Origin of the sequence: Micromonospora sp. NPDC005194 (genome assembly GCF_040608335.1) — a bacterium.
Classification (GTDB): Bacteria; Actinomycetota; Actinomycetes; order Mycobacteriales; family Micromonosporaceae; genus Micromonospora.
This window is the reverse complement of record NZ_JBEXIA010000002.1, coordinates 71,474-98,014: the sequence shown is the minus strand read 5'-3', so window position 1 is coordinate 98,014 and position 26,541 is coordinate 71,474. Positions and strand designations below refer to the sequence as shown.

Sequence of the window (26,541 nt, the reverse complement as noted above, 5' to 3'; positions counted from 1 at the left end):
GCATGACACGCCGAGCGTCGAGCTGCTGCGCTGTCAACGATCTGAGCCGGCGACTCCCGCGTCACCGCGGAACGGACTCCTGACCAACCAGCATGACGTCGTTGAACGCCAACGCGCCCGGCCCGACGAAGTGTCGGACCGGGCGCGTCAGATCGAGCTACGCCACGAAGCGGGAGCGGCGTCGCCGTGCGAGCACGAAGCTCGCGCCACCGACGAGCAGGAGCGCACCGCCGATGCCGGCCACGGTCGCGGTGTCGGCACCGGTCAGCGGCAGTCCGCCGCCCTCGCCGCCGGCAGCGACCGGGCTCGTGGAGGTGGCCGCGGTCGGAGCGACGGTCGTCGTGGCGCTCGGAGTCGGAGTGGGCTGCGACGAGGCCGTCGTCGTCGGCGTCGGGGTGGGCTGCGACGCGCAGTCGAGCGCACGCGCGGCGTACAGGCCCTCGTTCAGGTAGGCCAGGTAGCCATCGGTGGTCGCGTCGTCGAGCGTCGTCTGCGCGGCCTTCTTCACCTTGGGGCCGGCGCCGGTCAACGTCTGGTCCACCTTGACCCGCAGATTCACCGACCAGACGGTCTGCACGTCCTTCTTGAGGAATGCGCGGAGATCGTCCGAGCTGCCATCGAGTTTCTTCTGAATGACGTCAGGCAGGGTGGGCAGGGACTCGGTGTTCGCGGCGTACAGGATCTGGGCCGTCAGCACCCGGAGCTGGGTGGTGGTGGCGGTGTCCAGGTCGATGGTGAAGAGCTCGCGGATGTCCTTGTACGTCTTGCGCTCGACCGTCTGGCAGGTTTCGTTGAGCCCGGGCGACCCGGTCTGCGCCACCGCCGGTGCCGCCGGAACCATAAAGGCCAGCGCTATTGCCACGCCGGCCGGGATCTTCCATCGCATGTGGATCTTCCTCCCCGTTGTAGATCAAAGACTGGGGATATTACCGTCGTCTGGGGATTGGCGAGGCCCCGGAAGGCTCGCTCACTGACCGCTTCGGTAATTGCCTGTCGGGTCGGGCAGCGCACTTGTCATGATCCGCGGATGGATGAGCAACCAACCCCCGTCACCGTGCACATCTACTGTCGGGTCGAGGTCGTCGTGACCGACCCCGCAGCGGTCACCGGCCACGCGATCGCCGACCTGCGTGCGGCCGACATCGACTGGTCCGAAGAGGCGGACGATCTCGAGACGGCCGTCGAGGAACTACGGTCGGACGTCGCCACCTCCCTGGCGGCTGTGGTGGACATCAGCCAGCTCGGTGACGGCATTCCGGGCGTGGAGTTTCGCGGTGGTCTGTGTTGGGCCGAACAGGGTCCGGCCCGGGACCCGTTCCGTGCCGAAGAGCGGTGACGGAAGGCGTCAGAAGCGGGAGCGCCGCCGGCGGTCCAAGCGCTGAAAGCGCGGACCGGCCCAGAGCCAGAAGAGCGACGCCGTCAATCCAGTGGCCCCCATGGCGACGATCACGCCTCGGGGCAGCTCGGTGTTGACCGGCATCGGCATGCAGCTGGCCGGGGTGTAGTCGACTGTCAGTCGCTGGTACAGCGGGGGTAGCCGCCGCTCGGGGAACGACCGCTCGTAGATGCCGCAGGTGGTCGGCCCGTCGGCCGTGTCGACGCGTACCAGCACGTAGGGGCCTTGGGCGGTCTGGGCCGGTTCCACCGCGACCACCGTCGCCGGCATCAGCACGCCGACCGGTGGGGGCGGCTCGCGGTCGTCGGTGACACCGATCAGTACCAGCAGGCTGCACGGCACCAGCAGCGCCAGCGGTAGGGCCGGCCAGGCCTTCGGACGAGTTCCATTGGCCAAGAACGACGGCATGGCGTCAGGCTAGTCAGCGAGATCAATGATGTTGCCCGGCCCACTGCCAATCCGCCGCTCATCCGCAGCGCCGGGTCCGTGCGTCGGCGCGACTACAGACCCTTTCCGAGGTACGCCCGCTGGCCGCGGTGCAGGAAGTTCACCTCTCCCGGCTCCGGTACCCCAGCCGGTCCCGCTCAAGCGTCAGCCGTCCGTGGCCGTCCCCTCGGTCCCGGGAGTGGGCTGCGCGAGGTCGGGTCGTGCCGACGGAAGGTGCTCCACCAGTTTGGTGAGCGCGCCGTTGGCGAAGGTGGCACCGAGCGCCGATCCGGCGCCGATGGTCCAGCCCACCGGGCCGAGCGGCGTGCACCCGAAGAACTGGCTCACCCCCGGCGTCTGCACCACCACGACCAGCACTCCCAGCGACGCCGCCGTGGACGCCAGCACGGCCGGGCTGGTGCCGCCGGCCAGGATGGTCTGGCCGAGCTGGGTGCCGACGAGCGAGACGAGGGCGACCGTTCCGGCCCGCCGCTGGCGGCCGGTGTACCGGGCCAACGTCCAGCCGACGGTCGCGCCCAGCGTGGTGGACGCCGCACGGAGCCCGATCTCCCTGCTGAGGGTCTCACCGAGCGACGCGTCGGGGCCCTCCCGGAGCAGACTGTCGGTGCGGTCCGAGGCGGGTGGGCGGACCGCGATGGCCAGCGCCGGCGCCAGGTCGGTGAGCAGGTTGACCAGCAGCAGTTGCCGCCCGGTGAGGGCGGAACGGCCGGTCACCGCGGCGGTGAGCACGCTGAACGCGATCTCGCCGAGGTTGCCGCCGACGAGGATGCTCAGCGCGTGGCGGACCGACGACCACATCGCGCGACCCTCGACCAGGGTGGCGATGATGGTCTCCAACCGGTCGTCGGTGACCACCAGGTCGGCGGCGGCGCGGGCCGCCGGCGTGCCGCGTTGGCCGAGGGCGATGCCGACGTCGGCCAGCCGGATCGCCGGGGCGTCGTTGGCGCCGTCGCCGGTCATCGCCACGGTCCGCCCGCACTTCTGCAACGCCTGGATGATGCGCACCTTGTGCGCCGGGGTGCAGCGGGCCACCACGTCGGTGTTGGCCAGCCGCTCGGCGAGCGCGTCGTCGTCCAACTGGTCGAGTTCGGTGGCGGTGACCACCCGCTGCTCGTCGTGCTCGCTGATGGTGGCGGCGATCGCCTCGGCGGTGGCCGGGTGGTCGCCGGTGATCATGATGGTGTGCACCCCGGCCTGCCGGATCCGGCGTACCGCCGGGGCTGCGCTCTCCCGGACCCCGTCCGCGAGGGCCAGGAACCCCACGAAGGTCAGACCTCGGACGTCGGCGTCGGTGATGTGCGCGGCGTCCACCTCGCACTCCGCGACGGCCAGGATCCGGTGCCCCGCCCCGGCCCGGTCGGCCAGCAGACGGTGCAGTTCCGCGCGGCCGGCGTCGTCCAGCGGCTCCTGCCGGCCGTCGGCACGCCGCGTCGCGCAGCGTGGCAACACCGTCTCCGGGGCGCCCTTGACGCTCAGCAGCAGGCGGCCCTCGGTCTCGCCGATGCTCGCGTGGTAGCCGCGGGACGGTTCGAACGGCAGCCCGCCGGCCGCCCGCCAGCCGGCGGCGCCGGTCTGCTCCACCACCTGAGCCGTGGCGGCGCCCCGCCAGACCGCCCGGTCGGTCTGCAACGCCAACTCCTCCGGCTTGGCCGCGGCGGGGGTGGCCCGCAGCGCCGTGGCGAGGGTCAGTCGGAGTCGGTCGTCGAGCCGGTCCACCGCGGCGTACCGGTCGCCGACGCCGTCGCCGACCCCGGCGAGCAGCAACTGGCCCTCGGTGAGGGTGCCGGTCTTGTCGAAGCAGAGCACGTCCACCCGGCCCAACGCCTCGATCGTGCGGGGGTTGCGGACCAACGCGCCGTGCTCGGCCAGCCGCCGGGCGGCGGCCAGCTGCGCGGCGCTGACCAGGAACGGCAGCCCCTCCGGCACCGACGCGACGGCGAGGTTCGCGGCGGTCGCCGCCGTTTCGGCAAGCGGTACGCCCCGGAGCAGCCCCGCCCCGGCCACGGCGATCGCCGAACCCGCGGCCAACGGAATGGCGGCGCTGGTCAACGAGCCGAGCCGGGCCTCCACCCCGCTGGTCGGGGGCGCCTGCCGGACCAGCGCCAGGCTGCGTCCGGACTCGGTGTCGACGCCGGTCGCCACCACCACGGCGGTTCCTTGGCCGGCGGCGACGGTGGTGCCCTCGTACAGCATCGAGTGCCGGTCGGCGATGGCCGCGGCGACGACCGCCCGGTTGCTCTTGGCGACCGGCAGCGACTCGCCGGTCAGCGACGACTCGTCCGCCTCCAGCCCCACCGATTCGAGCACCCGGCAGTCGGCCGGCACCGAGTCTCCCGATTCGAGGGTGATGACGTCTCCGCGGACGAGGTCCTCGGCCGCGACGATTCGCTCGACGCCGTCCCGGCGGACCCGGGCCGTCACCGCCGAACGCGACAGCAGCTCCGCCAGCGACCGTTCGGTGTTGCGTTCGTGCACCGCCCCGATCAGGGCCGACCCACCGACGACGCTGCCCACCAGCGCGGCGTCGACAAGCGAGCCGAACGACGCGGAGAGCACCGCCCCGGCGGCCAGTACGGGGGTGAGCGGGTTGGACAGCTCGTCCAGGAACGCCCGCAGCAGGCCACCACCGGCGGGTGTGTCGCCGCCGCCCGCCCCCTGGCCATCGTGTCGGCGCTGTGCCTCCGCGGTGGCCAGCCCTTCCGGCGTGGTGCCCAGCTGGTCGAGCACGGTCCGGACCGGCATCAGGTGCCAGGCGGTCGCCACCGGCACCGGCGTGTCCGACCGGTCGGGCAACCGGCTGGCCCGCCAGACCCCGTTCGCGAAGGCGAGGCCGGCCGCGCCGTTGACCGCGACGAGCGACTTGTGGGGCAGCTGGGTCGGTGGGGCGGTGAACGCGCCCAGCGCCCCGAGGCCGGTGCCCGCCATGGCGAGCCGGATGTTCTGCCGCGTCATCCGCCGGGCCGCCCCGGTCGCCTCGATGACCAGGGCCACCACTCGCAGGTCGGTGCCGACCAGCAGGTGCGCTCCCCACGGCGGCAGCTCGTCCGGAGCGGACATCCCGAGGCCGCAGTCGGACGCGCCGAGCGCCGCCCGGTCCCCGGAGACCAGCATCACGACCGCCCCGTCGCGCTGCAACGCACGTACCGTGTCGGCCAGGTGGTCCCCGCCGGGCAGCAGCGCGTCGGCGAAGCCGTACCGCTGCTCGTCGCCGCCGGCCACGATCAGCTTCAGGCCGGCGTGGCGGGCAGCGGCCGGCAGGCCGTCGACACCCGGCGCGGGTTCGGGTTCGACCCGCAGCAGCGCCGTGAGCCGACCCGAGTGGGTGAGCCCGAGCAGTTGCCCGCCGGCCGCGCGCAGCCGCTCGCCGTCCGGCACGTCGCCGGGATCGCCCGCCGGGAATTGGTCCAGGGGTGCCAGCCGCCAGCCGTCCAGCTCCGGTGAACCGGTCGGGTCGCTCGGGTCGAACAGCGCGAACGCCCGCTCCGCCACCTCGTCGACGTCCACCTCGGCTGCCGGAGCCAGGTCGGCGAGTACGCCCCGCTCCGATCCGAGCACCGCCGCGTCCAGCACCAGCGTGTCGATCCGGTCCAGCTCCCGCAGCACGCCACGGTCCATCGCGATCACCCCGCGCCGGGCGAGGATCCGGCCGAGCTGTGCCGCGTACCCCTCTCGTCCGCTGCCCGGGGCCTTGGGCAGCGCGGACAGGCCCAGTGCGGCGGCTCGCTTGCGCCCGGCGATCGGTGTCGCCGCCGCGGCGGCTGCCACGCCGGCGGTCAACATCCGGTTGATGTAGTGCTCGACCGGGCCGTCCGGTTTCGGGCGGGGACGGTCGACCGCAGGCCACCGCGCGGTGGCGCGCTCGGGGTCGCCGGTCAGCCGCGGCTCGGCCTTCTCCCACGCGGCGAGTTGGGCCCGCGCCTCCCCCCACTGCACCATCCGTTGGGCGCCGTCGAGCACTATCCCCGTCCACCGGCCGGTCAGACCCTGCACCACCGCCTCGGCCAGCGGAAAGATGACGTCGGCGCGCGGGTCGGAGCGCAGCCGCCTGCCGACGAAGGCGTGCAGCTTCGGTTGCAGGTCCGCAGCGGCCAGCAGGCCGGCGACCTCGCCGGGCAGCGGCGCGAACGGCAGGAGCCGGGTGGCCGCCGTGATGGTCAGGCCCAGTGCGTCCGAGGCGAGGGCGCCCAGGGTGCGCGGCGTACGCGGCCCCTCCTCCGGCGGATGCGGGGGCGGGATCTCCGGATCCGGTTCGTGGTCGCAGGTTCCCTCGATCCGCCCGATCGTGGCGATGAGGTCCCGCAGCCGCGGCTCGGGCGCCTGCACGGCCACCACCACCCGGCCGGACGGGGCGTTCACCCGGGCCCAGGCCACCCCGGGCAACCGCTCCAGCCCGGCCTCCACCTGCCGGGCCAACCGGTCGCCACCGTCCTGGCAGACGCCGTGCACCTCGATGTGGTGCCGGCCGGGGCGCGACCAGACCCGACGCCGGGTCAGCCCGACCGTCCGGGCCAGTCGGGTCGCCGCCGACCCGACGGTCCGGGACGCCTCCCCGACCAGGTGCGGCACGCCGATGGACGGCAGGAGGCGGCCGGCGGCGCGACCCGCCGCCGTCATCGAGGCGTACGGCCGGACGGACGCCGACCCGACTCCCCGTTGTCGCTTGTGCCGTCGGTCATCTCGCCCTCCCACCGCCTCACGTCCGGCGGCCTGGCTTCCCGACCTGGCGTCCGTTATGCCCCTCGGACCACCGGAACTTTGCGGGGCTGGCCGCGCATGGACGGGGTGGACGGTGGAATCCGACGACCATCACCGGACACGGGGAGGCCGGAATGAGCACGCTGACACGACACCTCAACGGTTCACACGAGAACGTTCGGATGTACAGCCGACGGGTGGAGCTGCCGATGGTGGGCGAGGTGGCGGTGCCACCACCGGACAAGATCGCCTACTACGCCGGGCTCGGCGTGCTGGCCGCGTTGCAGGTGATCGAATGGCCGCTCGCCCTGGTGATCACCGCCGGGCATCTCCTGGCGGACCAGCACTTCTCGGGACTGGTACGCGGCGTCGGGGAGGCGCTCCAGGAAGCCTGACGAGAGCCGGGTCACCCCCGGTTGACATGAATCCGGGTTGAGGTCGCAGGCTCGGTGCATGTCGAGCCGAACCGCCACCCCCGTTCCGGTCCCCGCCGGGTTGTTCGCCCCCCGGCTGCGGGCGATGACGGTGGGCAGCGTCGCGCTGGTGTCGCTGCTGGCGTTCGAGGCGTTGGCGGTCGGCACGGCCATGCCGACCGTCGCGCGGAGCCTGGACGGGCTGGCGCTGTACGGGATCGCGTTCGGTGGCCCGTTCGCCGCCGGTGTGGTGGCCATGGTCGTTTCCGGGATCTGGTGTGACGCACGGGGGCCACGAGGACCGATGTGGCACGGCGTCGGCTGGTTCGTGGTCGGGCTGCTGGTCGCCGGGACCGCGCCGACGATGACCGCGTTGGTGGTCGGACGGGTCGTGCAGGGGTTCGGCTCGGGGTTGCTCTCGGTGGCGCTCTACGTGATCGTCGGGCAGGCGTACCCCGAGGAGTTGCATCGGCGCATCTTCGCCGCGTTCGCTGCGGCGTGGGTCGTACCGTCGCTGGTCGGGCCGGCGCTGGCCGGCCTGATTGTCGAGTACCTGGGCTGGCGGTGGGTCTTTCTCGTGGTGCCGGCGGTGGCCGTCCCGGCGGTGCTGCTGATCCATCCGGGCCTGCGGTCGCTCGACGCAACCGTGCCGAGCCGGCCACCGGCCGGCGCGATGGCCCGCATCGGCTGGGCCTGTGGGGCGGGCGTGAGCGCCGCACTGCTGCACATCGGGGGACAGCAGCGCGGCGTGACGGCCCTGGCGGTGATCGCGCTCGCCCTGGCCGGCCTGCTGGTCTGCGCTCCGCGCCTGCTGCCGCCGGGGTTCCTCCGGGCGGCCCGCGGACTGCCCACCGTGATCGGTCTGCGCGGTCTGGCGTCGGCGGCGTTCGTCGGCGCGGAGGTGGTCATCCCGCTGATGCTCTCCCGGGAGCGAGGGCTGTCGCCGACCGCCGCCGGGCTTGTACTCACGGTGGGCGCGTTGGCCTGGTCGGTGGGCTCCTGGGTGCAGGGCCGTTTTCCCGTGCCGGCCTCCCGGGCCAGCTTCCCCCGCGTCGGGTTGTGCTGCATCACGGCCGGCACCGCGACGGTGGCGTTGGCCGTCCGACCCGAGCTGCCGGTGGCCGTCGCCGTGCTGGGCTGGGCGGTGGCGGGGCTCGGTATGGGACTGCTGTACCCGTCGTTGTCGGTGCTCACCCTGGAGCTGTCCGCGCCCGGCGAGCAGGGGCGCAACAGCTCGTCGCTGCAACTGGGCGACTCGCTCTTCGCGGCGACCGTGCTGGCGCTCACCGGTGCCGTACTGGCTGCCGGGAGCGCGCCCGGCCCCGCCAGCTACGTGGTGACCCTGGCGGTGGCGGCCGGTCTGGCACTGGTCGGCGCGCTGCTGGCCGGCCGGGTGGTGATGGACGGGGACCACACGGCCGGGCGGGTGATCGGCTGAGGATTCGACGTGTCCGCACCGGGCGGGCGCGAGGATGGCAGGCGATGAACCTCCTGACCGTCCTGCCGCTGGCCGTGGTGATGGTCGCCGGGACGCAACTGGTCGTGGCGGTCTTCCTCGCCTCGTCCGACCGGCCCCGGGCCGCGTCGCTGGGCTTCCTCGCCGGCGCCGGCCTGGTGGTCGCCGTCGGGGTGACCGTGAGCTGGTTGTTGACCCGGTTGCTGGGCGGGTTGGCGACCGACGCCAGCGCGGCCGCCAGCAGGATCGATCGCGGCCCGGTCATCGACCTGGTGGTGCTCGCGCTGCTGGTGTGCCTGGCCCTGGTGGTCTGGCTGCGCCGCAACCGGTCCGGGCCGCCGCGCTGGTTGGGCAGCGTGAGCCACGCCGATCCGCGCTGGGCCGCACGGATGGGCGCCCTGCTCTTCGCGGTGACACCCACCGACGACCTCACCATGGCGACGGTCGGCGCGACAGTGGCCCGACACAACCTCCCCTGGTGGCACCTGGTGCCGTTCGTGCTGCTCACCGTGCTCCTGCTCGCGGTGCCGCTGCTGGCGTTGGTGCTGCTCGGGCAGAGGGCGGCGCGGGTGCTGGCCCGGATGCGGGAGTGGGCCGAGGGGCACTCCTGGATCGTCAACGAGATCGTGATCGCGTTCTTCGCGCTCCTGACCGTGCTGGACCTGATCCGTTCGGGGTGAGGCAGCCGGTCACGTGTCCGGTCGCGGTGTCGTCATCAGCCCGACGGCGCGGTACGTGCGAGGGCGGAACAGGAGGAGACGATGAGGGTTCTGGTCACCGGGGCGGGTGGTCGACTGGGGAGCCACGTGCTGGCGCGGCTGCGCGACGACGGGATGAGCGTCCGGGCCAGCAGCCGCCGGCCGCGTACCGGCTCGGACGTCGAGTGGGTCGTGGCCGACCTGGCCACCGGCGACGGGCTGGCCGAGGCGGTGACCGGGGTGGACGCGGTGGTGCACCTGGCGTCCTCGCCCCGGGGGCGTACCCACCAGGTGGACGTGCTGGGCACCCGTCGGCTGGTGGTCGCCGCCGGCGCGGCCGGCGTCCAGCACCTGGTCTACATCTCGATCGTCGGGGTGGACCGGGTGCCGATCCCGTACTACCGGTACAAGCTGGCAGCCGAGCAGGTGGTCGCGGCCGGCCCGGTGCCGTGGTCGGTGCTGCGCGCCACCCAGTTCCCCGAGTTCCTCGACGATCTGCTGGCGACCAGCGCGCGGCTGGGCCCGGTGGTCGGCGACCGGGCGGTGCTCGCCCAGCCGGTCGACCCGGGTGAGGTGGCCGCCCGGCTCGCGGCCCGGGTGGCCGCCGGCCCGCTCGGGGGCATCGAGGAGTTCGGTGGGCCGCAGGTGCTCCGCTTCGACGAGGCGGTCCGTGCCTGGCGGGAGGCGCGCGGGTCACGCCGGCCGCTGCTGCCGGTACGAATCCCCGGCCGCCTCGGGCGCGAACTGCGCGCCGGTGGGTTGGTCACCGAGGCGCTGCCTCGCGGTGTGCGTACCTGGGCCGACCACCTCGCGGACACGTACGGGGGAACCGCACGGAGATGAGACGGATAGCGGTTCACGTTCGCCTTACGGTGACGCCATGTTCGTTGTCGTCACCACGGTGATCCTCTACGTTTTCGGTTTCGTCTTCCTCTACGGCGTGATCCGGCTGGGTGTCCGGCACGCGATGGAGGACCTGGAGCTGCAGCGGGCCAAAGCCCGACGCGAGGAGGAGTTGGCGGCCGCCCGCGACCGTTCCTTCCTGCGCGACAACGCGTTCCTCGCCGGCAGTTGAGCCGCGACGTGGAGGTGGTGTCGCGAGACGGCTCGGGAGTCGGCGGGCGATCCGGCGGCGCGGGTGCGAGGATCGCACCCGTGATGGGAACGCTGAAGACCGAACCGGCCCGTGCCCGCCTCGATCTGCTCGCCGCGCCGGTGGCGGAGGCCATCGCCCAGTGGCCGGCCAACGCGCCGGTGGACGTCGACGACGTCCTGGTCGCGCCGATCGACGCCGATCTCGCCGACACGGCGGCGTTCTGCGAGGCGTACGAGGTGGGGCTGGACGTGTCGGCCAACTGCGTCGTGGTGGCCGGAAAGCGCGAGGGTGTGGTCCGCTACGCGGCCTGCATCGTGCTGGCCACCACCCGGGCCGACGTGAACGGCGTGGCCCGGCGGGCGCTGGACGTGCGCAAGGCGAGCTTCGCCCCGATGACCGACGCGGTCGAGTTGACCGGCATGGAGTACGGCGGCATCACCCCGATCGGGCTGCCGGCCCAGTGGCCGATCCTGGTGGACGCGCGGGTGATCGCCACCCCGCACGTGATCATCGGGTCCGGCGTACGGCACAGCAAGATCGCGCTGCCGGGGCCGGCGCTGGGCGCGCTGCCCGGCGCGCAGGTGGTCGAAGGGCTGGCCAGGCCGGCCTGACCAGCCACCAACATCGATACCGTTGCACGTGAAACATCGACCTGGTCGATGTCTAGCGTGCTGCGGCCTCCCGCTGCTCGACCTCGGCCAGCGCGGCGAGGAGCGTGGACGTCTCCTGGGCGCCGCTGACCGCGTACTTCCCGGCCAGTACGAACGTCGGGACGCTCGTGATGCCCAGGTCGCGGGCGGCGGCGAGTTCGGCGGCGAGTTCGGCGGTCCGCTCGTCGGAGTCGAGGAACCGGCGGGCATCGGCGGCGTCCAGGCCGATCGAGCCGGCGATCGTCGCCAGCACCTCCCGGGAACCGATGTCGAGGCCCTTCGTGAAGTGTGCCTGGTACAGGGCGTCCACCATCTCGGCCGCCCGGTCGCGCTCGGCGGCGTAGCCGACCAGCCGGTGCGCGTCGAAGGTGTTGGCGGCCACCGCGTGGTCGTAGTCCAGCCGAAGCCCGTCACCCGCCGCGGCCTGGGTCACCCGCGCGACCATCTGCCGCGCGCGCTCCGGGCCGCCGAACTTGTCGGCCAGCGCGTCGATGATCGGGCGGGGCTCGGGCACCGGCGACGGGTCGAGTTGGAACGGCCGGTACCGGACGGTCACCTCGCCGTCGTAGCGGGCGAGCGCCTCGTCCAGGCGACGCTTGCCCAGGTAGCACCACGGGCAGACGACGTCGGCGTAGATCTCAATCTCCATGATCGGTGCCAACTGCCGGCTCAGTCGAGTTGTTCCCGGACCTGCCGCTTGAGCCGGCCCAGGATCGCCGTGCCGCCGCGCACCCGCAGCGGGCTGATCGCCTGGGCCAGGCCCATCCGCTGGTACAGGTCGTCCGGCACGGCCAGCACCTCCTCGGCGCTCGCGCCGGCCAGACCCTCGGCGAGGATCCCGGCGAACGCCCGGGTGGTGGGCGCCTCCGGCGGGCAGTCGAACAGGGTCTCGACGGTCCCGTCCGGCGTCACCCGGGCGCGCAGGAAGAACGCGGTCTGGCACTCGGGCACCTGCTCCATGCCCTCGTGCCCGGCGGCGTCGGCGGGCAGCGGCGGGATGACGTCGGCGTACTCCAGCAGCATCTCCAGCACCAGGTCGCGTGGCGCGGCGGCGAACTCGTCGACGATCTCGGCCAGTCGGGCCGGCATGTCAGCCATGTGTCGAGGCTACCGCTGGCGCCGACGGCTCACGTGGTCGGAGACTGTTCGCTGATCTCGCTCAACGCGCTGGTCGGGTCGAGCTGCATGGCCAGGTCACCGAGCGAGACGATCCCCACCAACTTGCGGTCGCTGTCGCAGACCAGCACGCGGCGGATGCCCCGGTCCCGCATGAGCGCCGCAGCCTCACCCGCCGTGCAGTGCTGCTCGATCATGACCACCTCGCGGGTGACGATCGAGCCGATGGTGGTGGCCGCCGGTGAGCTGTTCTCGGCCACCGCCCGCACCACGATGTCCCGGTCGGTGAGCATGCCGGCGAGGGTGGCGCCGTCGGTGACCACCACGTCGCCGATGTCCGCCTCCTTCATCACCCTGGCCGCCTCGTCCAGGGTGGTCTCGGCCGACAGGTACACGACCTGTTTGGTCATCACGTCGCTGACCCGGTAACCGGTCATGAGATCCTCCGAAGACGTATCACCCGATCCGACTGCACTACCCCGTGACGCGGTGGCTACACCAGGTTCGCACGCTCCCGGGCCTCGTCGACGATCCGCTCCACCACACCGTTCACCGGCAGCTCCGCGCGCCCGTCGCCGGCCCGCTCGCGCAACTCCACGTACCCGTCGGCCAGTCGGCGGCCGACCACGACGGTGCGGGGGATGCCGATCAGCTCCGCGTCGGTGAACTTCACCCCGGCCGAGACGTGCGTCCGGTCGTCGACCAGCACCCGCAGGCCGGCGGCGGCCAGGCGCCCGCCGAGGTCCAGCGCCGCGTCGAGCTGCGGGCCCTTGCCGGCGACCACCAGGTGTACGTCACACGGCGCGATTGCCGCCGGCCAGATGAGTCCCCGGTCGTCGTGGTGCTGCTCGGCGATGGCCGCGACCGCCCGGGAGATCCCAATGCCGTAGCAGCCCATGGTGGGCCGGACCGGCTTGCCGGCGGGCCCGAGCACGTCGACCGCGAACGCGTCGGTGTAGCGGCGACCGAGCTGGAAGATGTGCCCGATCTCGATGCCCCGCCGGATGGCCAGCTCGCCGTCGCCGCAGTCGGGGCACGGGTCGCCGGCGCGCACCTCGGCTGCCTCGACCGTGCCGTCGGGCGTGAAGTCCCGCCCGCAGACCACGCCCGTCGCGTGGCGACCCGGCTCGTTCGCCCCGGTCAGCCACGCGGAGCCGGTCACCACGCGAGGGTCGACCAGATAACGGATGCCCAGCTTGCCGAGCATCTGCGGACCGATGTAGCCGCGCACCAGCTCCGGATGCCCGGCCCATTCGTCGAAGACGGCCACCTGGGCGGGCTCCAGCGCGGCGGCGAGCCGCTTCAGGTCGACCTCCCGGTCACCGGGCAGCCCGATCACCAGGAGTTCGGCCCGCTCGGCGCCCGGCTGACGCACGGTCAACACGACGTTCTTCAGGGTGTCGGCGGCGGTCCAGTCGTCCCGGTCCCCGAGCCGGCGGGCGTTCGCCACCTCGACCAGGCTGGCGATCGTCGCGGTTTCGGGGGTGTCGTGCACCTGCGTCGCGGGTGCGGTGGCGAGGTCGCTGGCGGCGGGTGCCCGGGTGACGACGGCCTCGGTGTTGGCCGCGTAGCCGCACGCGGTGCAGCCGACGAACGTGTCCTCGCCGACCGGGGTCGCGGCCAGGAACTCCTCCGACGCCGAGCCGCCCATCGCGCCGGACATTGCGTGCACCACCGTGTGCTCCAGGCCCAGCCGGTCGAAGATCCGCTGGTACGCCGCCCGGTGCCGCGCGTACGCGTCCCGCAGCCCCGCCTCGTCCAGGTCGAAGGAGTACGCGTCCTTCATCAGGAACTCCCGGCCGCGCAGCACACCGGCGCGGGGCCGCGCCTCGTCGCGGAACTTCGTCTGCACCTGGAACAGCGTCACCGGGAAATCCCGGTACGAGGTGAACACGTCCTTGACCAGCAGCGCCGCCATCTCCTCGTGGGTGGGCGCCAACAGGTGCTCGGCGCCGCGCCGGTCGGCGAGGGTGAAGAGGAGGTCGCCGTACTCCGTCCACCGGCCGCTCGTCCGGTACGGCTCGGCGGGCAGCAGCGCCGGGAAGTGCACCTCCTGGTCGCCGATCGCGACCAGCTCGGCACGCACCACCTCGGTGATCCGGTCCAGCACCAGCTTGCCCAGCGGCAGCCACGTGTAGCCGCCCGGTGCGGCGCGACGGATGTAACCGGCGCGCAGCAGCAGCCGATGGCTCGGCACCTCCGCGTCGGCCGGATCCTCGCGCAGGGTCCGCAGCAACAGGGTCGACATGCGTAGCAGCATTCGGGCAGCCTAAGACCGCCGGTCCCGGTGCGGCGATCCAATTCGGTCCCGGGTCACGTGTCGCCGGGAAGGCGGCCCTCGCAGCGGACGTCCGGGTCGGCCACCGGCCGCCGGGGCATCATCCAGTTGAGCGCGGTCTCCTCCACCGGCCAGCCCCGCACCGACACCAGGCTGTACGGAACCGCCGCCGGCTGGGGGCAGAGGACCTGCGACTCGACCCACCCGTTCGGCAGGAACCGCACGGTGGCGGTCCGGTCCAGCATGATCGTCGACGTGTCGGTAACCGTGATGAGCGCGCCGAGCACCACCTCCGGGCCGCCGTTGGCCGTCGGCGGGCCGTCCCCACCGTCCAGGCCTGCCGTGCCGCCGTTCGTCGGAGCAGCCGACGCGCTCGAGGCCGGGCCGCCCGGGGCTGCCGAGGCCGTGACGTCCGGGGCCGGCGAGGCCGATTGCTTCGGGACCACCTCGACCGCGGCGGTGGGCAGCAGCGGCACCCGGAGGAAGACCGCGCCCATCACCACCGGGAGCACGGCGGCGACCGTGAACGCCAGACCGTGGGTCAGCGTCGGGGCGATCCAGCCGGGGATCGGGCCGGTGAGCAGCACGGTGGCGGCGGGCGGCACCGCCAGCAGCGCGGCCGTGGCCACCTCGCCATCCTGATACGCCGTCCAGATGGCCGGGCCCAGCACCGTGTACGCCAGGACCGCCGCGGCCAGCGGCAGGGCCACGCTGACCAGCAGGATCCGGGTCGGCTGGTCAGGATGCAGGTAGCGGGTGCGCAGCGCGAGCAGCCAGAGGCCGAGCATCAGCAGCGACGGCAGGAAGCGGAGCTGCCAGGTGAGGGCCCCCAGCGCGACCGCCGCGCTGATCACCCAACCGGGGGTACGTGCCGTCCCGGAGGCCAGTAGTGACCGTTCCGGGTCGAACCGGTCCGGAGCGCTGAGCCGGAGCAGTCGACCGAGGACGCCGAAGGTGAGCACGACCACGGGGAACGCCCACACCAGGGCGATCAGCAGCGCGCTGAGCAGGCCGAGCGGACTGACGTACTGGACCAGCAGCAGCATCGTGGACATGTCCTGTTGGCTGAGCTGCCACAGTCGCAGCACCAGGAGCAGGACGGGGAAGGTGGGAAGGAGGGTCAGCAGCCACTGCTGCGCCTGCCGCGCCCCCGCCATCCGGCGCGGGCGGACCGCCTTGGCGGAGCTGGTGGTGATCCGGGGTACGCCGGGGGCGGTAGCGCGATCCTCTCCCACGGCCACTGTCGCACCTCCACCTTCCTCGGATCGGGTTGCTGCTGTTCCGCGACCGGCTGCGGGAGGTTGTATCCCTGCTGCCAACGGAGGTTGGCGTTGTACGCGTTCTCCCAGGCCGAGTCGTTCTCGTCCTTGGCCGACTTGTAGAGCGCCAGGTCGACCAGGTCGAGCAGGGCCTGGTTGGGGCCGGTGTTGACGCCCCAGCGCTCCTGGGGCGACGAGCCGATGTCCCAGTGCCGCAGCGGTTTCACGTTCTTGAGGGTCACCGGGAAGTGTTGACCGTCGCCGTCCGGCTGGTCGCCGGTGACGAAGCCGGCGAGGATCGCCGCGTCGGTGGTGACGGCCTGCACCTTGCCGTCGTACAGCTCCTGGATGCACTCGCTGATCCTGTTTCGACCCACCGGCGAGGCGCCGGCCTCGGCGAGGCGCTGGATGGACGTCGAGGTGGTCAGCGAGCAGACCGTCAGCCCACGCAGATCCTCCAGGCTGCTCACCTGCTTCTGGTAGCTCTTCAACGTCACCACCGACTGCTCGGTGTTCAGGTACGCGGCCGAGAAGACGGCACCCTCCTCCCTGCGCTTGTCGTTGATGCTGTACGACGCGATGACCAGGTCGACGATGACGAACCCCTCGCCGTCCTGGGCCTGTCGACGGGCCCGGTCCTCGCTCTCGATCGGCACGAAACGCACCTGGGAGTGGTCGAACCCGAGGTAGCTCGCGATCATGTACGCGATGTCGACGTCGAAGCCCTTCCAGACGTTGTTCGGGAGGCGCTGCGAGATGCCCGGCTGGTCGTCCTTCACGCCGATGACGAGCTGCTGCTTGCCCTTGAGGCCGGCGTCCTCCAGCAACTCGTCCCGGGTCGGCGGGCCCATCGCGAGGACGATCGGGACCAGGGCGGCGGCCAGGACGGCCAGCGCGACGATGAGCCCCACGAGTCGGATCTGGCGGGTCCGCGTGGTGCGCGACGATGGGGGCACCGCCGGGGCCGGCCCGGTGGGGGGGCTCGGCTCGCTTGCCTGACTCAACTGGGCCCTCCCCACTGCGCGGTCCGGTGACCGGCCCCTCATTGTGCGGCCTCAATGCGAGCCACGGCACTCCACCACCAGCCGGATTGGCGACAGCGTTCAGTGGGTCTCTAGGTCCGGTCCGAACGATTGCCGGTGAGGCGGTACGCCTTGATCCGATCCCGGGCCCAACCGAGCGCCCCGCAGGTCTCGGCCCGCCCGTGGCACCGTTCGCAAGAGCCCAAATTCCAATGCCGCCGGATGATCTGCTTGGCCAGCATCGGCACCCACTCTGACCGGGGTAGTTCGCGCTCGATCACGGCACCCTCCCGCAAGATGGGCAGGCCCGGCCACCGATCTCAGATCTGGTGACCGGACCGCTATCCGGCACCCCGTCAGTTGCCGACCGATAGGGGCGCTACGGGAAACCTGCCATGGCTAACCATTGCTAGTCAGCACTCGCCATGGGTGATTGAGTGGGAGGTGCCGACCGATAGGGGAACCGCCAGTGCCGCCGCAGTACGCCTACCAGCGCGTTGCCGAAGACTTGATCAAGCGGATCCAGTCCGGGGAGTTTCCGCCGGGTTCGCGCCTGCCGAGCCGGGCTGAGCTGTGTGAACAGTACGAAGTCTCCAGTTTTGTCGCGGACCGGGTCTTCCTCATCTTGAAGATGCAAGGCCTCACGGAGTCGCTGCCCGGCGCCGGCGTGTACGTCAAGGAGAACGCGCCGGGCCAGTGATGTCAGAGGCCCGACGTTGCGTTTGATCGACACGAGTTCGCCGAAGTCGGGGTATTAACTCGACTCCGATGCCGCCATATCAGCGACCCCGTGTCGATCAAGGCGCTCGAGCCCGGCGCTCGGCTCGATCACGGCGCTCGATCATGCGCGCGCATGACCTCCGCCACGTCGGCCCGTCGGGGCACCGGCCGTGGTGCCTCCGGTGAAAGACTGGTCGCCGCAGGCAACGGGTGGCGTGAGGGGGCGCGGGTGCGCTGGCGCAGTTTCGTCGCGGTCGGGGACAGCTTCACCGAGGGTATGGACGACGCGTACCCGGACGGCACCTACCGGGGCTGGGCCGACCTGGTGGCCACCCGGCTCGCCGCCGAGGCGGGCCCCGACTTCCGGTACGCGAACCTGGCCATCCGGGGCCGGCTCTTTCCCGGTGTCGTCGCCGAGCAGGTGCCCTCCGCGGTGGCGATGAAGCCCGATCTGATCAGCTTCGCGGCCGGCGGCAACGACGTGCTGCGGCGCACCTTCGACCCGGACACGTTGGTCTCCCGCTTCGACGAGGTCGTTCGGCAGCTGCGCTCGGGCGGCGCGGACGTGCTGCTCTTCCGATTCGCGGACGTGATGGCACGGCTGCCCGGTCAACGTCTCGTCGCTCCCCGGGTGCAACTGCTCAACCAGGCGGTCGGTGAGACCGCCGAGCGGCACGGCGCCATCCTGGTCGACCTGTACGCCGACGACACGTTCCTCAACCCGATGCTCTGGAGCACCGACCGGCTGCACCTCTCCCCGGCCGGGCACCGGCGGGTCGCCGGGCAGGTGCTGAACGCGCTCGGCGTGGGCTGCGACGAGGAGTGGCTGATGGTCCCGCCGCACCCGGCGCCGTCGCCGTGGCTGGCCGCCCGCGCGGCCGACCTGCGCTGGGCCGGGCAGTACCTGGCCCCGTGGATCAGGCGGCGGCTCACCGGCCGGTCGTCCGGTGACACGGTGACCGCGAAGCGTCCGCTGCTCGGCCCGCTCGTCGACTGACCGTGCGCACCCTGCACACCGCGCCGCTGCTGCGCCGTGAACGGGACGGCGAGCCGGTTCCGGAGCACGCCGTGCTGGTGGACGGCGACCGGGTCGAGGCCGTGGGTCCGCTGGCCGAGCTGAGCGAGACGTACGCGGGGGTGCGGGTCCGCCGGTGGGACGGCGTGCTGGGTCCGGGCCTGCTGCACGACGGCCCGCTGCCGGCGGCACCCACCCCGCGCGAGCGGGTGCACGCGCTGCTGCGTAGCGGAGTGACGGCGGTGCTGGCGGAACACCTGGCCGAGCCGGCGCTGCGGGCCGCCGTCGACCGGAGCGACCTGCTGGTGCTGCCGGCGCCCGTGGTGCCGAGCCTGCATCCGGGTGGACGCGCCGACCTGTCGGCGCACGACGCCGACGGCGCCTGCATCGCGACCGTGGCCGCCGGCCGGATCGTCCACCGGCGGGCGTGAGCACGCCTCACGTGGGCCGCGTCGCATCTGATGGCCGACCGTCGGGCGGTGTTGCGGCGTAACTTGGGGATCATGTCTGTGCCGAACGATCCTGATCCCCGCCTCCAGTCGTACGCCGACCCGCAGCGGCTGGTCACCACCGACTGGTTGGCCGAGCACCTGGGCGACGAGGGCCTCGTCGTGGTCGAGTCCGACGAGGACGTCCTGCTCTACGAATCCGGTCACATCCCCGGTGCCGTCAAGGTCGACTGGCACCTCGACCTGAACGACCAGGTCACCCGGGACTACCTCGACGCGACGAGCTTCGCCGAGATGTGTGCCGCGAAGGGCATCGGCCGGGGCGACACCGTGGTCTTCTACGGCGACAACTTCAACTGGTGGGCCGCGTACGCCCTCTGGGTGTTCTCGCTCTTCGGCCACGCCGACGTGCGCCTGCTCGACGGCGGCCGGCAGAAGTGGATCACCGAGGGGCGCGAGGTGACCCGCGACAAGCCGGCCCGGCCCCGCGCCGACTACCCCGTGCCGCTGCGGGACGACGCGCCGCTGCGGGCGTTCCGTGAGCAGGTGATGGCGCACATCGCCGTGGGCCGGCCGCTGGTCGACGTCCGGTCCCCGGGCGAGTACACGGGCGAGATGCTGCACATGCCCGACTACCCGCAGGAGGGCGCGCTGCGCGGCGGGCACATCCCGGGCGCGGTCAGCAAGCCCTGGAAGTCGGCGGCGAATGAGGACGGCACGTTCAAGTCCGCCGACGAGCTGAAGGCCATCTACGCCGACCAGCTCGGGTTGAGCCCGGACGACGACGTGATCGCGTACTGCCGGATCGGTGAGCGGTCCAGCCACACCTGGTTCGTGCTGCGGCACCTGCTGGGCTACCCGCAGGTGCGCAACTACGACGGCTCGTGGACGGAGTGGGGCAACCTGGTCCGGGCGCCCGTGGTGAAGGGCGACCAGCCCGGCGGCATCGCCGCCTGACCGGTTCTGCGGAGCTAACCGGCTGAGGGCTCGACGACTCTCAGCCGGCCAGCGCCAGCACGCCGGGTAGGTCCCGGATGATCCCGGTGATCTCGCCGGTCTCCGGGTCCCAGCGAGCCAGGGCGGCCGGTTCCAGGCTGAGCAGCACCGCTCCCTTGTTGTCCCAGCCCAACACCGGGCAGCAGCCCTTGGCGCGATCCCGACCGAGGTCGAGCAGGTGGGTCACCGCGCCGGTACGGGAGTCCAGCACGGCCACCCCCTCGGCGCCGTCGATGTCGTTGTTGGTGATCATGGCGGCCCTCGCCAGGCGACCGCCGTGCAGCCAACCCCGGCCGTAGAACTCATTCACCTCGTACGGTGACGGCAGCACGCCGTCGGTTATCCGCTGCTCGGAGCGGATCGTGGCCTCGCGGGCGGACCGGTTGCGCAGCGTCAGGCTGCCCCGTTCGCCGATCATCTCGATCAGCGCCGCCTCGCGGCCGGCTTCCGGGTCGGGTGCCACCACGTTCCAGGCCGACACGTCGATGGTGCCTGCCGCCTCGGTGTCGCGCTCCACCGCGTACGTCCGGTTGCCGCCGCCGACCAGGACCCGGTCGTGCGCCCACACCACCAGCTCCAGGTAGCCGTCGAGCGGGATCCGGCGTACGCCCGCCGCGGTGAGGTCAACCATGATCAGCTCGTTGGTCTGCGGGAAGGCCGCCCAACGCCCGTCCGGCGACAACACTCCCGGCTGTACGGCGGTCGCCTCGTTGCCGTCCGCGTCCCGGGTCGGCGCCAGCGTCACCACGTCGAGACCGCGCACGACGCCGTCGTCGCCGAGGATCCGGACCGGGCCGTCCGCGCGGTTCTCCTCGTCGACGGGCTGAAACAGCGCCAACGCCCGCTGGACCGGTCGCTCGGACAGCGGCACGGTCGCCGGGCCGCTCAGCCTGTTCAGCGGATCGGGTGGGTACGTCAGCTCGGTCGGCGGACGCTGCACGGGATCGGCGTGGGTGGGCTCGACGGTCGGCGCCACCGTGTGGTTCAGGGGCGGACCGGGGGACGGCCGGCGGACGGCGACCGTGCCACCGCCGACCAGCACCACGGCCAGGACTGCCGCGCCGAGCACCCGTCGGGTACGACGCGTGCGCCGCGCCCGGTCCCAGCCGGCCGTCGCGGGCTTGCTGGGCAGCACGTCCTCCACGCTGACGGCGAACAGTTGGCGCAGATCCCGCTCGTTCACTGGTTCACCTCCAGGTCGGCGGTCGGGTCGCCGGAGCGGGTCGCGCCCCGGCTCGATCGGCCATCTCCGGTGAGATCGGGGGCCACCTCGCGAAGCCGGCGCAGCGCCATGTGGCACTGGCTCTTCACGGTGCCGACGGTCACCCCGAGCGCCTCCGCCGTGGCGACCTCGGTCAGGTCCTCGTAGTAGCGCAGCACCAGCACGGCCCGCTGCCGGGGCGGCAGCAGCCCCAGCGCGTCGTGCAGGGTCAGCCGCAGCGCGCCGTCACGGTCGGGGGCCACCTGTTCCGGCGGTGCGGGGCTGAGCCACTCCCGGCGTCGACGCCGCCACCACGACACCGCGTCCCGGTAGAGGATGGCCCGCACGTAGGCGGCGGGATCGCCGTCGCGGACGGAGGTCCAGCGCAGCGCCAGCTTCAGCAGGGCGTCCTGGAGAAGGTCCTCGGCCTGGTGCCGGTTGCCGCAGATCAGGAAGGCCGCACGCAGCAGGCGGTGCTGGTTGCTCTCCACGAAGGCGAGGTAGCCGTCGCGGCCGTCGTTCGCCGTCGATCCCATCCGCACCCCTTCCGGCCGCCACGGTGCGCGTCACCCGACAGACGCATGGGGAGGGGAAAAAGGTTGGGTCAGGTCTGCGGCAGCCCGGTCAGGTAGCGCTGGAGGGTCGGCGCGACCCAGGAGACCAGCTCCTCCGGGTCGACGTCCACCATCGGTGGGAGCCGGACGACGTAGCGGGTGAAGGCGAGGCCCAGGATCTGGCTGGCCACCAGGCCGGCACGCCGGGCGGTCAGCGCCGGGTCGGTGCCGAACGTGGCCACGGCCGCGGTGAGCTGGTCGGCGAAGATGCCGCGCATCCGTTCGGCCGCGCCCGGGTTGGTGCTGGCGGCCCGCAGCAGCGCCACAAGCGTCTCGTCGCCCTCCCACCGGGCGAGGAAGTGCCGGACCAGCACCTCGCCGAGCTGCTCGGACGACACGGCGGCCAGGTCGGGCAGGCGGAGGTCGAACTCGGCCGCCGCCGCGAACAGACCCTCCTTGCTGCCGTAGTACCGCATGACCATCGACGGGTCGATCCGGGCGTCGGCGGCGATGGCCCGGATCGTGGCGCGCTCGTATCCGTCGGCGGCGAACCGCTCGCGGGCTGCTCGCAGGATCGCCGCGCGGGTGGCGTCCGATCGGCGGGGGTGGGTCGGGTGGGCGGGCGCGGTCATGTCAACGACCGTATGCCAACGGTTGTTGACACACAACGACCGCCGTCCTAGCGTTGCCAACAACCGTTTGCCAACACCCGTTGGCAACAGTCGTTCCGGAGGTGGCCATGCTGCCCACGAGCACCGACGTCCTGGTGGTGGGTGCCGGCCCCACCGGCCTCGCCACCGCACTGACGCTGGCCCGTCGCGGGATCGACGTGACAGTGCTGGACCAGCAGGCCGAACCGCCACAGACGTCCCGCGCGGCCGTCGTGCACGCGTACACCCTGGAGGTGCTGGACCGGATCGGCGTCGCGGCGCCACTGGTGGCCCAGGGGGTGCGTGCGCCGCGCTTCACGGTCCGCGACCGGGACCGGACGCTGCTGTCGGTTCCGTTCCACCGGTTGCCGTCCCGTTTCCCCTACGCCCTGCTGGTCTCCCAGGCGGTCACCGAGGCCGTGCTCGTCGGGCAGTTGGCCGACCTCGGCGTCCGGGCACGACGGCCGTGCCGGCTGACCGACCTGAGCCCGACCGCCGCCGGGGTGCTCGCGCGGGTCGACGGTGTGGACCTGCGCGCCCGGTACGTGGTCGGCGCGGACGGCCTGCACAGCACCGTCCGGCAGGCGGCCGGCATCGGCTTCGCCGGCCCCAGCGACGAGGAGTCCTTCGTGCTCGCCGACGTGCGGGTCGACAGCGCGCTGCCCCGCGACGAGGCCGCGCTGTTCCTCGCCCGCCCCGGGCCGCTGGTCTGGGCGCCACTGCCGAACGGCGTGGTCCGGCTGGTCGCCGCCGTGCCGACGGCGCCGCCCGAGCCGGATCGGGCGTACCTTCAGGCGCTGCTCGACGAGCGCGGCCCGACCCGCCGACCCGACCGGGTGACCGAGGTGCTGTGGGGTTCCCGGTTCCGGGTGCACCACCGGATCGCCGACACCTTCCGGGCCGGGCCGGTGCTGCTGGCCGGGGACGCCGGGCACGTGCACAGCCCCGCCGGCGGGCAGGGCATGAACCTCGGCATCTGCGACGCGGTGGCCCTCGGCACCGCCCTGGCCGAGGTGCTCGCCGGCAGCCCGGAGACGCTGCTCGACGACTACACCGCCCGGCAGCGCCCGATGGCCGAGGACGTGATGAGCTTCGCCGCCGGGCTGACCCGGCTGGCCACCACCTCCCCGGCCCGCCGACCGGCCCGGGACGCGCTGCTCCGGCTGCTCGGGGCCGTACCCCCGGTCCGGCAGCGGATCGCGCTGCGCCTGTCCGGGCTGTCCCACGCGGAACGCGGCGCGGGCTGAGGTGCACGACGTGCTGCTCAGCGCGACGGCTGGGGTGCTGTGCTGTCGTCGGTGGGGGCGACCACCGGCGACACCGACGCGACCGGCCGCAGCGTTCGCCACGCCGCCAGCGTGACCAGCGCGAACGTGCCGGCCGCGGCGCCCGCCACCGGCACCGTCCCGTACGCGGCGGCGGCCAGCCCGGCGACCGCCGCGCCGACGGGTGCGGTGAGCAGCCCGACCATCCGCTGCGCGGCACCCACCCGACCGAGCAGCCCGCCCGGCACGTGCCGCTGCCCGTACGACGCCGACAGGCTGTTCCACACGACGGTGCCGGCGGCGAAGACGGCCAGCGCGATCCCGCCCGGCACCGGTTGCCGGGCCAGCGCGAACACGACCAGCGCGACGGTCTGCACGGCGAGCACCGCCCGCAGCGCGGGCACCGTGCCGAGCCGGGCGGCGAGCCGGCCCGCCCCGAGCGCCCCGCCCACGCCGCCGACAATGGCGCCCGCCGCGAACAGTCCGTATCCGGCCGGCGGCACGCGCAGCACGTCCAGCGCGTAGAGCACCATCACCGCCATCAGACCGCTGATCGCCAGGTTGCTCGCGGCGGCCAGCAGGGTGACCCGCCACAGTGTCCGGTCGCCGCGCAGCCAGCGCATCCCCTCGGTGATCTCGCTCCACACCGACAGGCGTCCAACGGTCGGCCCGGTGACCACGGCGGGCGTCGGAGTGAGGGCCAGCACGAGCAGGGCCGCCACCGCGAAGGTGACGGCGTCCAGGGCGAACGGCAGCGCGGGGGCGGTGGCGAAGAGGACACCGGCGGCCGGCGCACCGAGGAAGCCGCCGGCCACCGCGCTCCCCGCCTGGAGCCTTCCGTTCGCCCGGGGCAGCGCGGCCGGCGACACGACCGTGGGCAGCAGCGCGAACGAGGCCGAGTCGAAGAGGGTGCCCAACGCGGCGAGGAGGAAAGCGGCCGCCAGCAGCGTCACGACGGCAGCCCGGTCGAGGACGACCGCCACGGCCAGCGCCGCCACCACCGCCGCGCGTACGCCGTCGATGCAGGCCATCGTCCGTCGGCGGTCCCAGCGGTCCGCGTACACGCCGCCGAGCAGGCCGAAGAGCAGCGGCGGAAGCTGCCCGGCCACGGTGACCGCCGCGATGATCCGAGGGTCGCGGGTCAGTGTCGCGGCCAGCAGGGCCAGCGCCGGCGTGCGCAGCGCGTCCCCGAGCCGGGACGAGACGGCGGCGGACCAGAGCAGCCGGAAATCCCGGCCCAGAGCGGAGGAGGTCATGCCGCCGAACGTGCCCTCTCGACCGGGTCGAGGGTCAAGCCGCCGGGCGAAAGGGGGACGCGGGCCGTCGGTGATCATCGGTACGGTGGGCGCCGGCATCGGGACCGGGGAGAACTCAGGCGTGGACCACACTTTCCAGGTCGACCTGCGTGGCGTGGTCGACCTGCTCAGCCATCACCTCTACGGCAGCCCACGGGTCTACGTCCGTGAGCTGCTCCAGAACGCCGTGGACGCGATCACCGCCCGGCGTACGACCGAGCCGGACGCACCGGCGCTGGTCCGCATCGAGCCGCCGGAGATCACCGGCGACGGCACCCTGCGGGTGCACGACACCGGCGTCGGCCTGACCGAGGCGCAGGTGCACGAGCTGTTGGCCACCATCGGCCGCAGCTCCAAACGCGACGAGCTGGGCTTCTCCCGGCACGAGTTCCTCGGCCAGTTCGGCATCGGCCTGCTCTCCTGCTTCCTGGTCGCCGACGAGATCCAGGTGCTCACCCGGCACGGCGACAACCCCACGGTCCGGTGGACCGGGTACGCCGACGGCCGCTACGCCGTGACCGTGGCACCGCCGGAGGCCGCCCGCGTCGAGCCGGGCACCACTGTCACGCTGGTGCCCCGCCGCGACGCCGACCAGTGGTTCGCCACCCCGACCGTCACCGACCTGGCGCGGCTCTTCGGCTCGCTGCTGCCGGTCACCGTCCGGGTCGGCGACACGGTCACCACCACCGGCGAACCCCCGTGGGCGACCGCGCCGGGGGCACCGCTCGACCGCGCGGCGCTGATCAGGTACGCCCGGGAGACGCTCGGCGTGGAGCCGTTCGACGTGCTGCCGCTGGCCGTGCCGGAGGCCGGGCTGACCGGTGTCGCCGTCATCCTGCCCACCCCGGTGAACCCGGCGGCCCGGGCCGGGCACCGCGTCTACCTCAAGCGGATGCTGCTCACCGAGAACGCCGACAGCCTGCTGCCGGACTGGGCGTTCTTCGCGCACTGCGTGGTCGACGCGACCGAGCTGCGCCCGACGGCCAGCCGCGAGGCCCTCTACGAGGACACCCTGCTCACCGCGACCCGGGAGGCGCTCGGCGACCAGGTACGCGGCTGGCTGGTCCGGCTGGCGCGACACGACCCGCACCGGCTGGCCGAGTTCCTCCAGGTGCACCACCTCGGCGTGAAGGCGCTGGCGCTGCACGACGACGAGATGCTCCGGCTGGTCGACAGGTGGTGGCCGATGGACACCAACGTCGGCACGCTCACGCTCGCCGAGTTCCGCGAACGCCACGGGGTGCTCCGCTACGCGGCCAGCCTCGACGAGTTCCGCCAACTCGCCGCCGTGGCCGCCGCACAGGACCTGGCGGTGGTGAACGCCGGCTACACGTACGACACCGAGCTGATCGAGCGGCTGCCGGCGGTGGACCGGTCGGTGCTGATCGAACGGCTGGAGCCGAGCGACCTCACCACCCGGTTCGAGGCTCTCGACCCGCAGGTCGAACTGGCGCTGCGGCCGTTCCTCACCGCCGCGCAGCGGGCCGTCGAACGGTCCGGCTGCGAGGTGGTCATCCGGGCGTACGACCCGGTCTCGCTGCCCGCGCTCTACCTGGTCAGCCGGTCGGCGGCGTTCAACGACCAGCTCGCCGCCAGCCGCGACCGCGCCGACGAGCTGTGGGGCGGAGTGCTCGACGCGCTCGCCGCCACCGCCCCACCGGACCGCCCGCAACTGGTGCTCAACCACCGCAACCCGCTGGTCCGGCGGGTCACGATGCTTGGCGACCCGGAGCTGGTCGGCCTCGCCATCGAGGCGCTGTACGGGCAGGCGCTGCTGCTCGGCCACCATCCGATCCGCGCTGCCGACGCCGCGCTGCTGAACGATTCCTTCCTCGGCCTGCTCGGCCGGGCCGTGCCGGGACGGGAGTGA

26 protein-coding genes are annotated in these 26,541 nt (G+C 72.9%); 13 read left to right on the top strand and 13 right to left on the bottom strand.

Going from position 1 to position 26,541, the window contains the following annotated elements:
* Nucleotides 1-157: 157 nt before the first annotated feature.
* Nucleotides 158-886: an LPXTG cell wall anchor domain-containing protein gene (locus tag ABZU53_RS02040; RefSeq protein ID WP_355063329.1), complete on the bottom strand. Its 729-nt coding sequence runs from the start codon at nucleotides 884-886 to the stop codon at nucleotides 158-160.
* A 141-nt stretch (nucleotides 887-1,027) separates the two neighbouring features.
* Between ABZU53_RS02040 and ABZU53_RS02035 the strand changes: the two genes are divergently transcribed.
* Entirely contained in the window at nucleotides 1,028-1,336 is a 309-nt protein-coding gene (locus ABZU53_RS02035; RefSeq protein WP_355063327.1) for a hypothetical protein, read from the top strand.
* Nucleotides 1,337-1,345: 9 nt separating this feature from the next.
* Here ABZU53_RS02035 and ABZU53_RS02030 read toward each other — a convergent pair whose 3' ends face one another.
* Nucleotides 1,346-1,804, bottom strand: coding sequence for a hypothetical protein (locus tag ABZU53_RS02030; RefSeq protein ID WP_355063325.1), 459 nt, complete (start codon nucleotides 1,802-1,804; stop codon nucleotides 1,346-1,348).
* 183 nt (nucleotides 1,805-1,987) lie between these two features.
* A complete protein-coding gene (locus tag ABZU53_RS02025) occupies nucleotides 1,988-6,457 on the bottom strand; it encodes an HAD-IC family P-type ATPase (protein ID WP_355063323.1) in 4,470 nt (1,489 codons plus the stop codon).
* 215 nt (nucleotides 6,458-6,672) lie between these two features.
* Here ABZU53_RS02025 and ABZU53_RS02020 point away from each other — a divergent pair, with 215 nt between their 5' ends.
* The 6 genes from ABZU53_RS02020 to ABZU53_RS01995 all read left to right on the top strand — a co-directional run bounded on the left by ABZU53_RS02020 (nucleotide 6,673) and on the right by ABZU53_RS01995 (nucleotide 10,812).
* Nucleotides 6,673-6,933, top strand: a complete 261-nt coding sequence (locus ABZU53_RS02020; protein WP_354854862.1) for a hypothetical protein — start codon at nucleotides 6,673-6,675, stop codon at nucleotides 6,931-6,933.
* Between the two features lie 58 nt (nucleotides 6,934-6,991).
* Nucleotides 6,992-8,389 (top strand): MFS transporter, encoded by a 1,398-nt coding sequence (locus tag ABZU53_RS02015; protein WP_355063321.1) that lies wholly within the window; start codon nucleotides 6,992-6,994, stop codon nucleotides 8,387-8,389.
* A 44-nt stretch (nucleotides 8,390-8,433) separates the two neighbouring features.
* Nucleotides 8,434-9,087 carry a GAP family protein gene (locus ABZU53_RS02010; RefSeq protein WP_355063319.1) on the top strand — a complete coding sequence of 218 codons (654 nt, stop codon included), beginning with the start codon at nucleotides 8,434-8,436 and terminating at the stop codon, nucleotides 9,085-9,087.
* A gap of 81 nt (nucleotides 9,088-9,168) precedes the next feature.
* Nucleotides 9,169-9,948, top strand: a complete 780-nt coding sequence (locus ABZU53_RS02005; protein WP_354854868.1) for an NAD(P)H-binding protein — start codon at nucleotides 9,169-9,171, stop codon at nucleotides 9,946-9,948.
* A 37-nt stretch (nucleotides 9,949-9,985) separates the two neighbouring features.
* Nucleotides 9,986-10,180, top strand: coding sequence for a hypothetical protein (locus ABZU53_RS02000; protein WP_354854870.1), 195 nt, complete (start codon nucleotides 9,986-9,988; stop codon nucleotides 10,178-10,180).
* Nucleotides 10,181-10,263: 83 nt separating this feature from the next.
* Complete coding sequence (locus ABZU53_RS01995; RefSeq protein ID WP_354855012.1) at nucleotides 10,264-10,812, top strand: YbaK/EbsC family protein; 549 nt, start codon at nucleotides 10,264-10,266, stop codon at nucleotides 10,810-10,812.
* A 52-nt stretch (nucleotides 10,813-10,864) separates the two neighbouring features.
* Here the strand turns inward: ABZU53_RS01995 and ABZU53_RS01990 are convergent, their stop codons facing one another.
* Genes ABZU53_RS01990 through ABZU53_RS01965 form a run of 6 tightly spaced genes read right to left on the bottom strand, consistent with a single transcriptional unit; the run spans nucleotide 10,865 to nucleotide 16,415 of the window.
* A complete protein-coding gene (locus ABZU53_RS01990; protein ID WP_355063317.1) occupies nucleotides 10,865-11,500 on the bottom strand; it encodes a DsbA family oxidoreductase in 636 nt (211 codons plus the stop codon).
* A gap of 20 nt (nucleotides 11,501-11,520) precedes the next feature.
* Nucleotides 11,521-11,949 (bottom strand): SufE family protein, encoded by a 429-nt coding sequence (locus tag ABZU53_RS01985; RefSeq protein ID WP_234584468.1) that lies wholly within the window; start codon nucleotides 11,947-11,949, stop codon nucleotides 11,521-11,523.
* A 29-nt stretch (nucleotides 11,950-11,978) separates the two neighbouring features.
* A complete protein-coding gene (locus ABZU53_RS01980; protein WP_354854874.1) occupies nucleotides 11,979-12,404 on the bottom strand; it encodes a CBS domain-containing protein in 426 nt (141 codons plus the stop codon).
* Nucleotides 12,405-12,460: 56 nt separating this feature from the next.
* Nucleotides 12,461-14,227, bottom strand: a complete 1,767-nt coding sequence (locus ABZU53_RS01975) for a proline--tRNA ligase (RefSeq protein ID WP_355063315.1) — start codon at nucleotides 14,225-14,227, stop codon at nucleotides 12,461-12,463.
* 53 nt (nucleotides 14,228-14,280) lie between these two features.
* Nucleotides 14,281-15,480, bottom strand: coding sequence for a hypothetical protein (locus ABZU53_RS01970; RefSeq protein WP_354854878.1), 1,200 nt, complete (start codon nucleotides 15,478-15,480; stop codon nucleotides 14,281-14,283).
* Entirely contained in the window at nucleotides 15,366-16,415 is a 1,050-nt protein-coding gene (locus ABZU53_RS01965; protein ID WP_355063313.1) for a transporter substrate-binding domain-containing protein, read from the bottom strand. The genes ABZU53_RS01970 and ABZU53_RS01965 overlap by 115 nt, the downstream gene beginning before the upstream one ends.
* A gap of 580 nt (nucleotides 16,416-16,995) precedes the next feature.
* Between ABZU53_RS01965 and ABZU53_RS01960 the strand changes: the two genes are divergently transcribed.
* The 4 genes from ABZU53_RS01960 to ABZU53_RS01945 all read left to right on the top strand — a co-directional run bounded on the left by ABZU53_RS01960 (nucleotide 16,996) and on the right by ABZU53_RS01945 (nucleotide 19,667).
* Nucleotides 16,996-17,226, top strand: a complete 231-nt coding sequence (locus ABZU53_RS01960) for a winged helix-turn-helix domain-containing protein (protein ID WP_355063311.1) — start codon at nucleotides 16,996-16,998, stop codon at nucleotides 17,224-17,226.
* A gap of 249 nt (nucleotides 17,227-17,475) precedes the next feature.
* Complete coding sequence (locus ABZU53_RS01955; RefSeq protein WP_354854882.1) at nucleotides 17,476-18,243, top strand: SGNH/GDSL hydrolase family protein; 768 nt, start codon at nucleotides 17,476-17,478, stop codon at nucleotides 18,241-18,243.
* 2 nt (nucleotides 18,244-18,245) lie between these two features.
* Entirely contained in the window at nucleotides 18,246-18,692 is a 447-nt protein-coding gene (locus ABZU53_RS01950) for a hypothetical protein (protein WP_354854884.1), read from the top strand.
* Nucleotides 18,693-18,764: 72 nt separating this feature from the next.
* Nucleotides 18,765-19,667 carry a sulfurtransferase gene (locus tag ABZU53_RS01945; RefSeq protein WP_355063310.1) on the top strand — a complete coding sequence of 301 codons (903 nt, stop codon included), beginning with the start codon at nucleotides 18,765-18,767 and terminating at the stop codon, nucleotides 19,665-19,667.
* A gap of 40 nt (nucleotides 19,668-19,707) precedes the next feature.
* Here ABZU53_RS01945 and ABZU53_RS01940 read toward each other — a convergent pair whose 3' ends face one another.
* The 3 genes from ABZU53_RS01940 to ABZU53_RS01930 all read right to left on the bottom strand — a co-directional run bounded on the left by ABZU53_RS01940 (nucleotide 19,708) and on the right by ABZU53_RS01930 (nucleotide 22,093).
* A complete protein-coding gene (locus tag ABZU53_RS01940) occupies nucleotides 19,708-20,889 on the bottom strand; it encodes a hypothetical protein (RefSeq protein WP_354854886.1) in 1,182 nt (393 codons plus the stop codon).
* Nucleotides 20,886-21,443, bottom strand: coding sequence for a SigE family RNA polymerase sigma factor (locus ABZU53_RS01935; protein WP_355063308.1), 558 nt, complete (start codon nucleotides 21,441-21,443; stop codon nucleotides 20,886-20,888). The genes ABZU53_RS01940 and ABZU53_RS01935 overlap by 4 nt, the downstream gene beginning before the upstream one ends.
* 68 nt (nucleotides 21,444-21,511) lie before the next feature.
* A complete protein-coding gene (locus tag ABZU53_RS01930) occupies nucleotides 21,512-22,093 on the bottom strand; it encodes a TetR family transcriptional regulator (protein WP_354854890.1) in 582 nt (193 codons plus the stop codon).
* 107 nt (nucleotides 22,094-22,200) lie between these two features.
* On the opposite strand from ABZU53_RS01930, the gene ABZU53_RS01925 reads away from it, so the two are divergent.
* The gene (locus ABZU53_RS01925; protein ID WP_355063306.1) at nucleotides 22,201-23,358 is read left to right on the top strand and encodes an FAD-dependent oxidoreductase; all 1,158 of its coding nucleotides are present in this window, start codon (nucleotides 22,201-22,203) and stop codon (nucleotides 23,356-23,358) included.
* Between the two features lie 17 nt (nucleotides 23,359-23,375).
* Here the strand turns inward: ABZU53_RS01925 and ABZU53_RS01920 are convergent, their stop codons facing one another.
* Complete coding sequence (locus ABZU53_RS01920) at nucleotides 23,376-24,632, bottom strand: MFS transporter (protein WP_355063304.1); 1,257 nt, start codon at nucleotides 24,630-24,632, stop codon at nucleotides 23,376-23,378.
* 121 nt (nucleotides 24,633-24,753) lie between these two features.
* On the opposite strand from ABZU53_RS01920, the gene ABZU53_RS01915 reads away from it, so the two are divergent.
* Nucleotides 24,754-26,541 carry an HSP90 family protein gene (locus ABZU53_RS01915; RefSeq protein WP_355063302.1) on the top strand — a complete coding sequence of 596 codons (1,788 nt, stop codon included), beginning with the start codon at nucleotides 24,754-24,756 and terminating at the stop codon, nucleotides 26,539-26,541.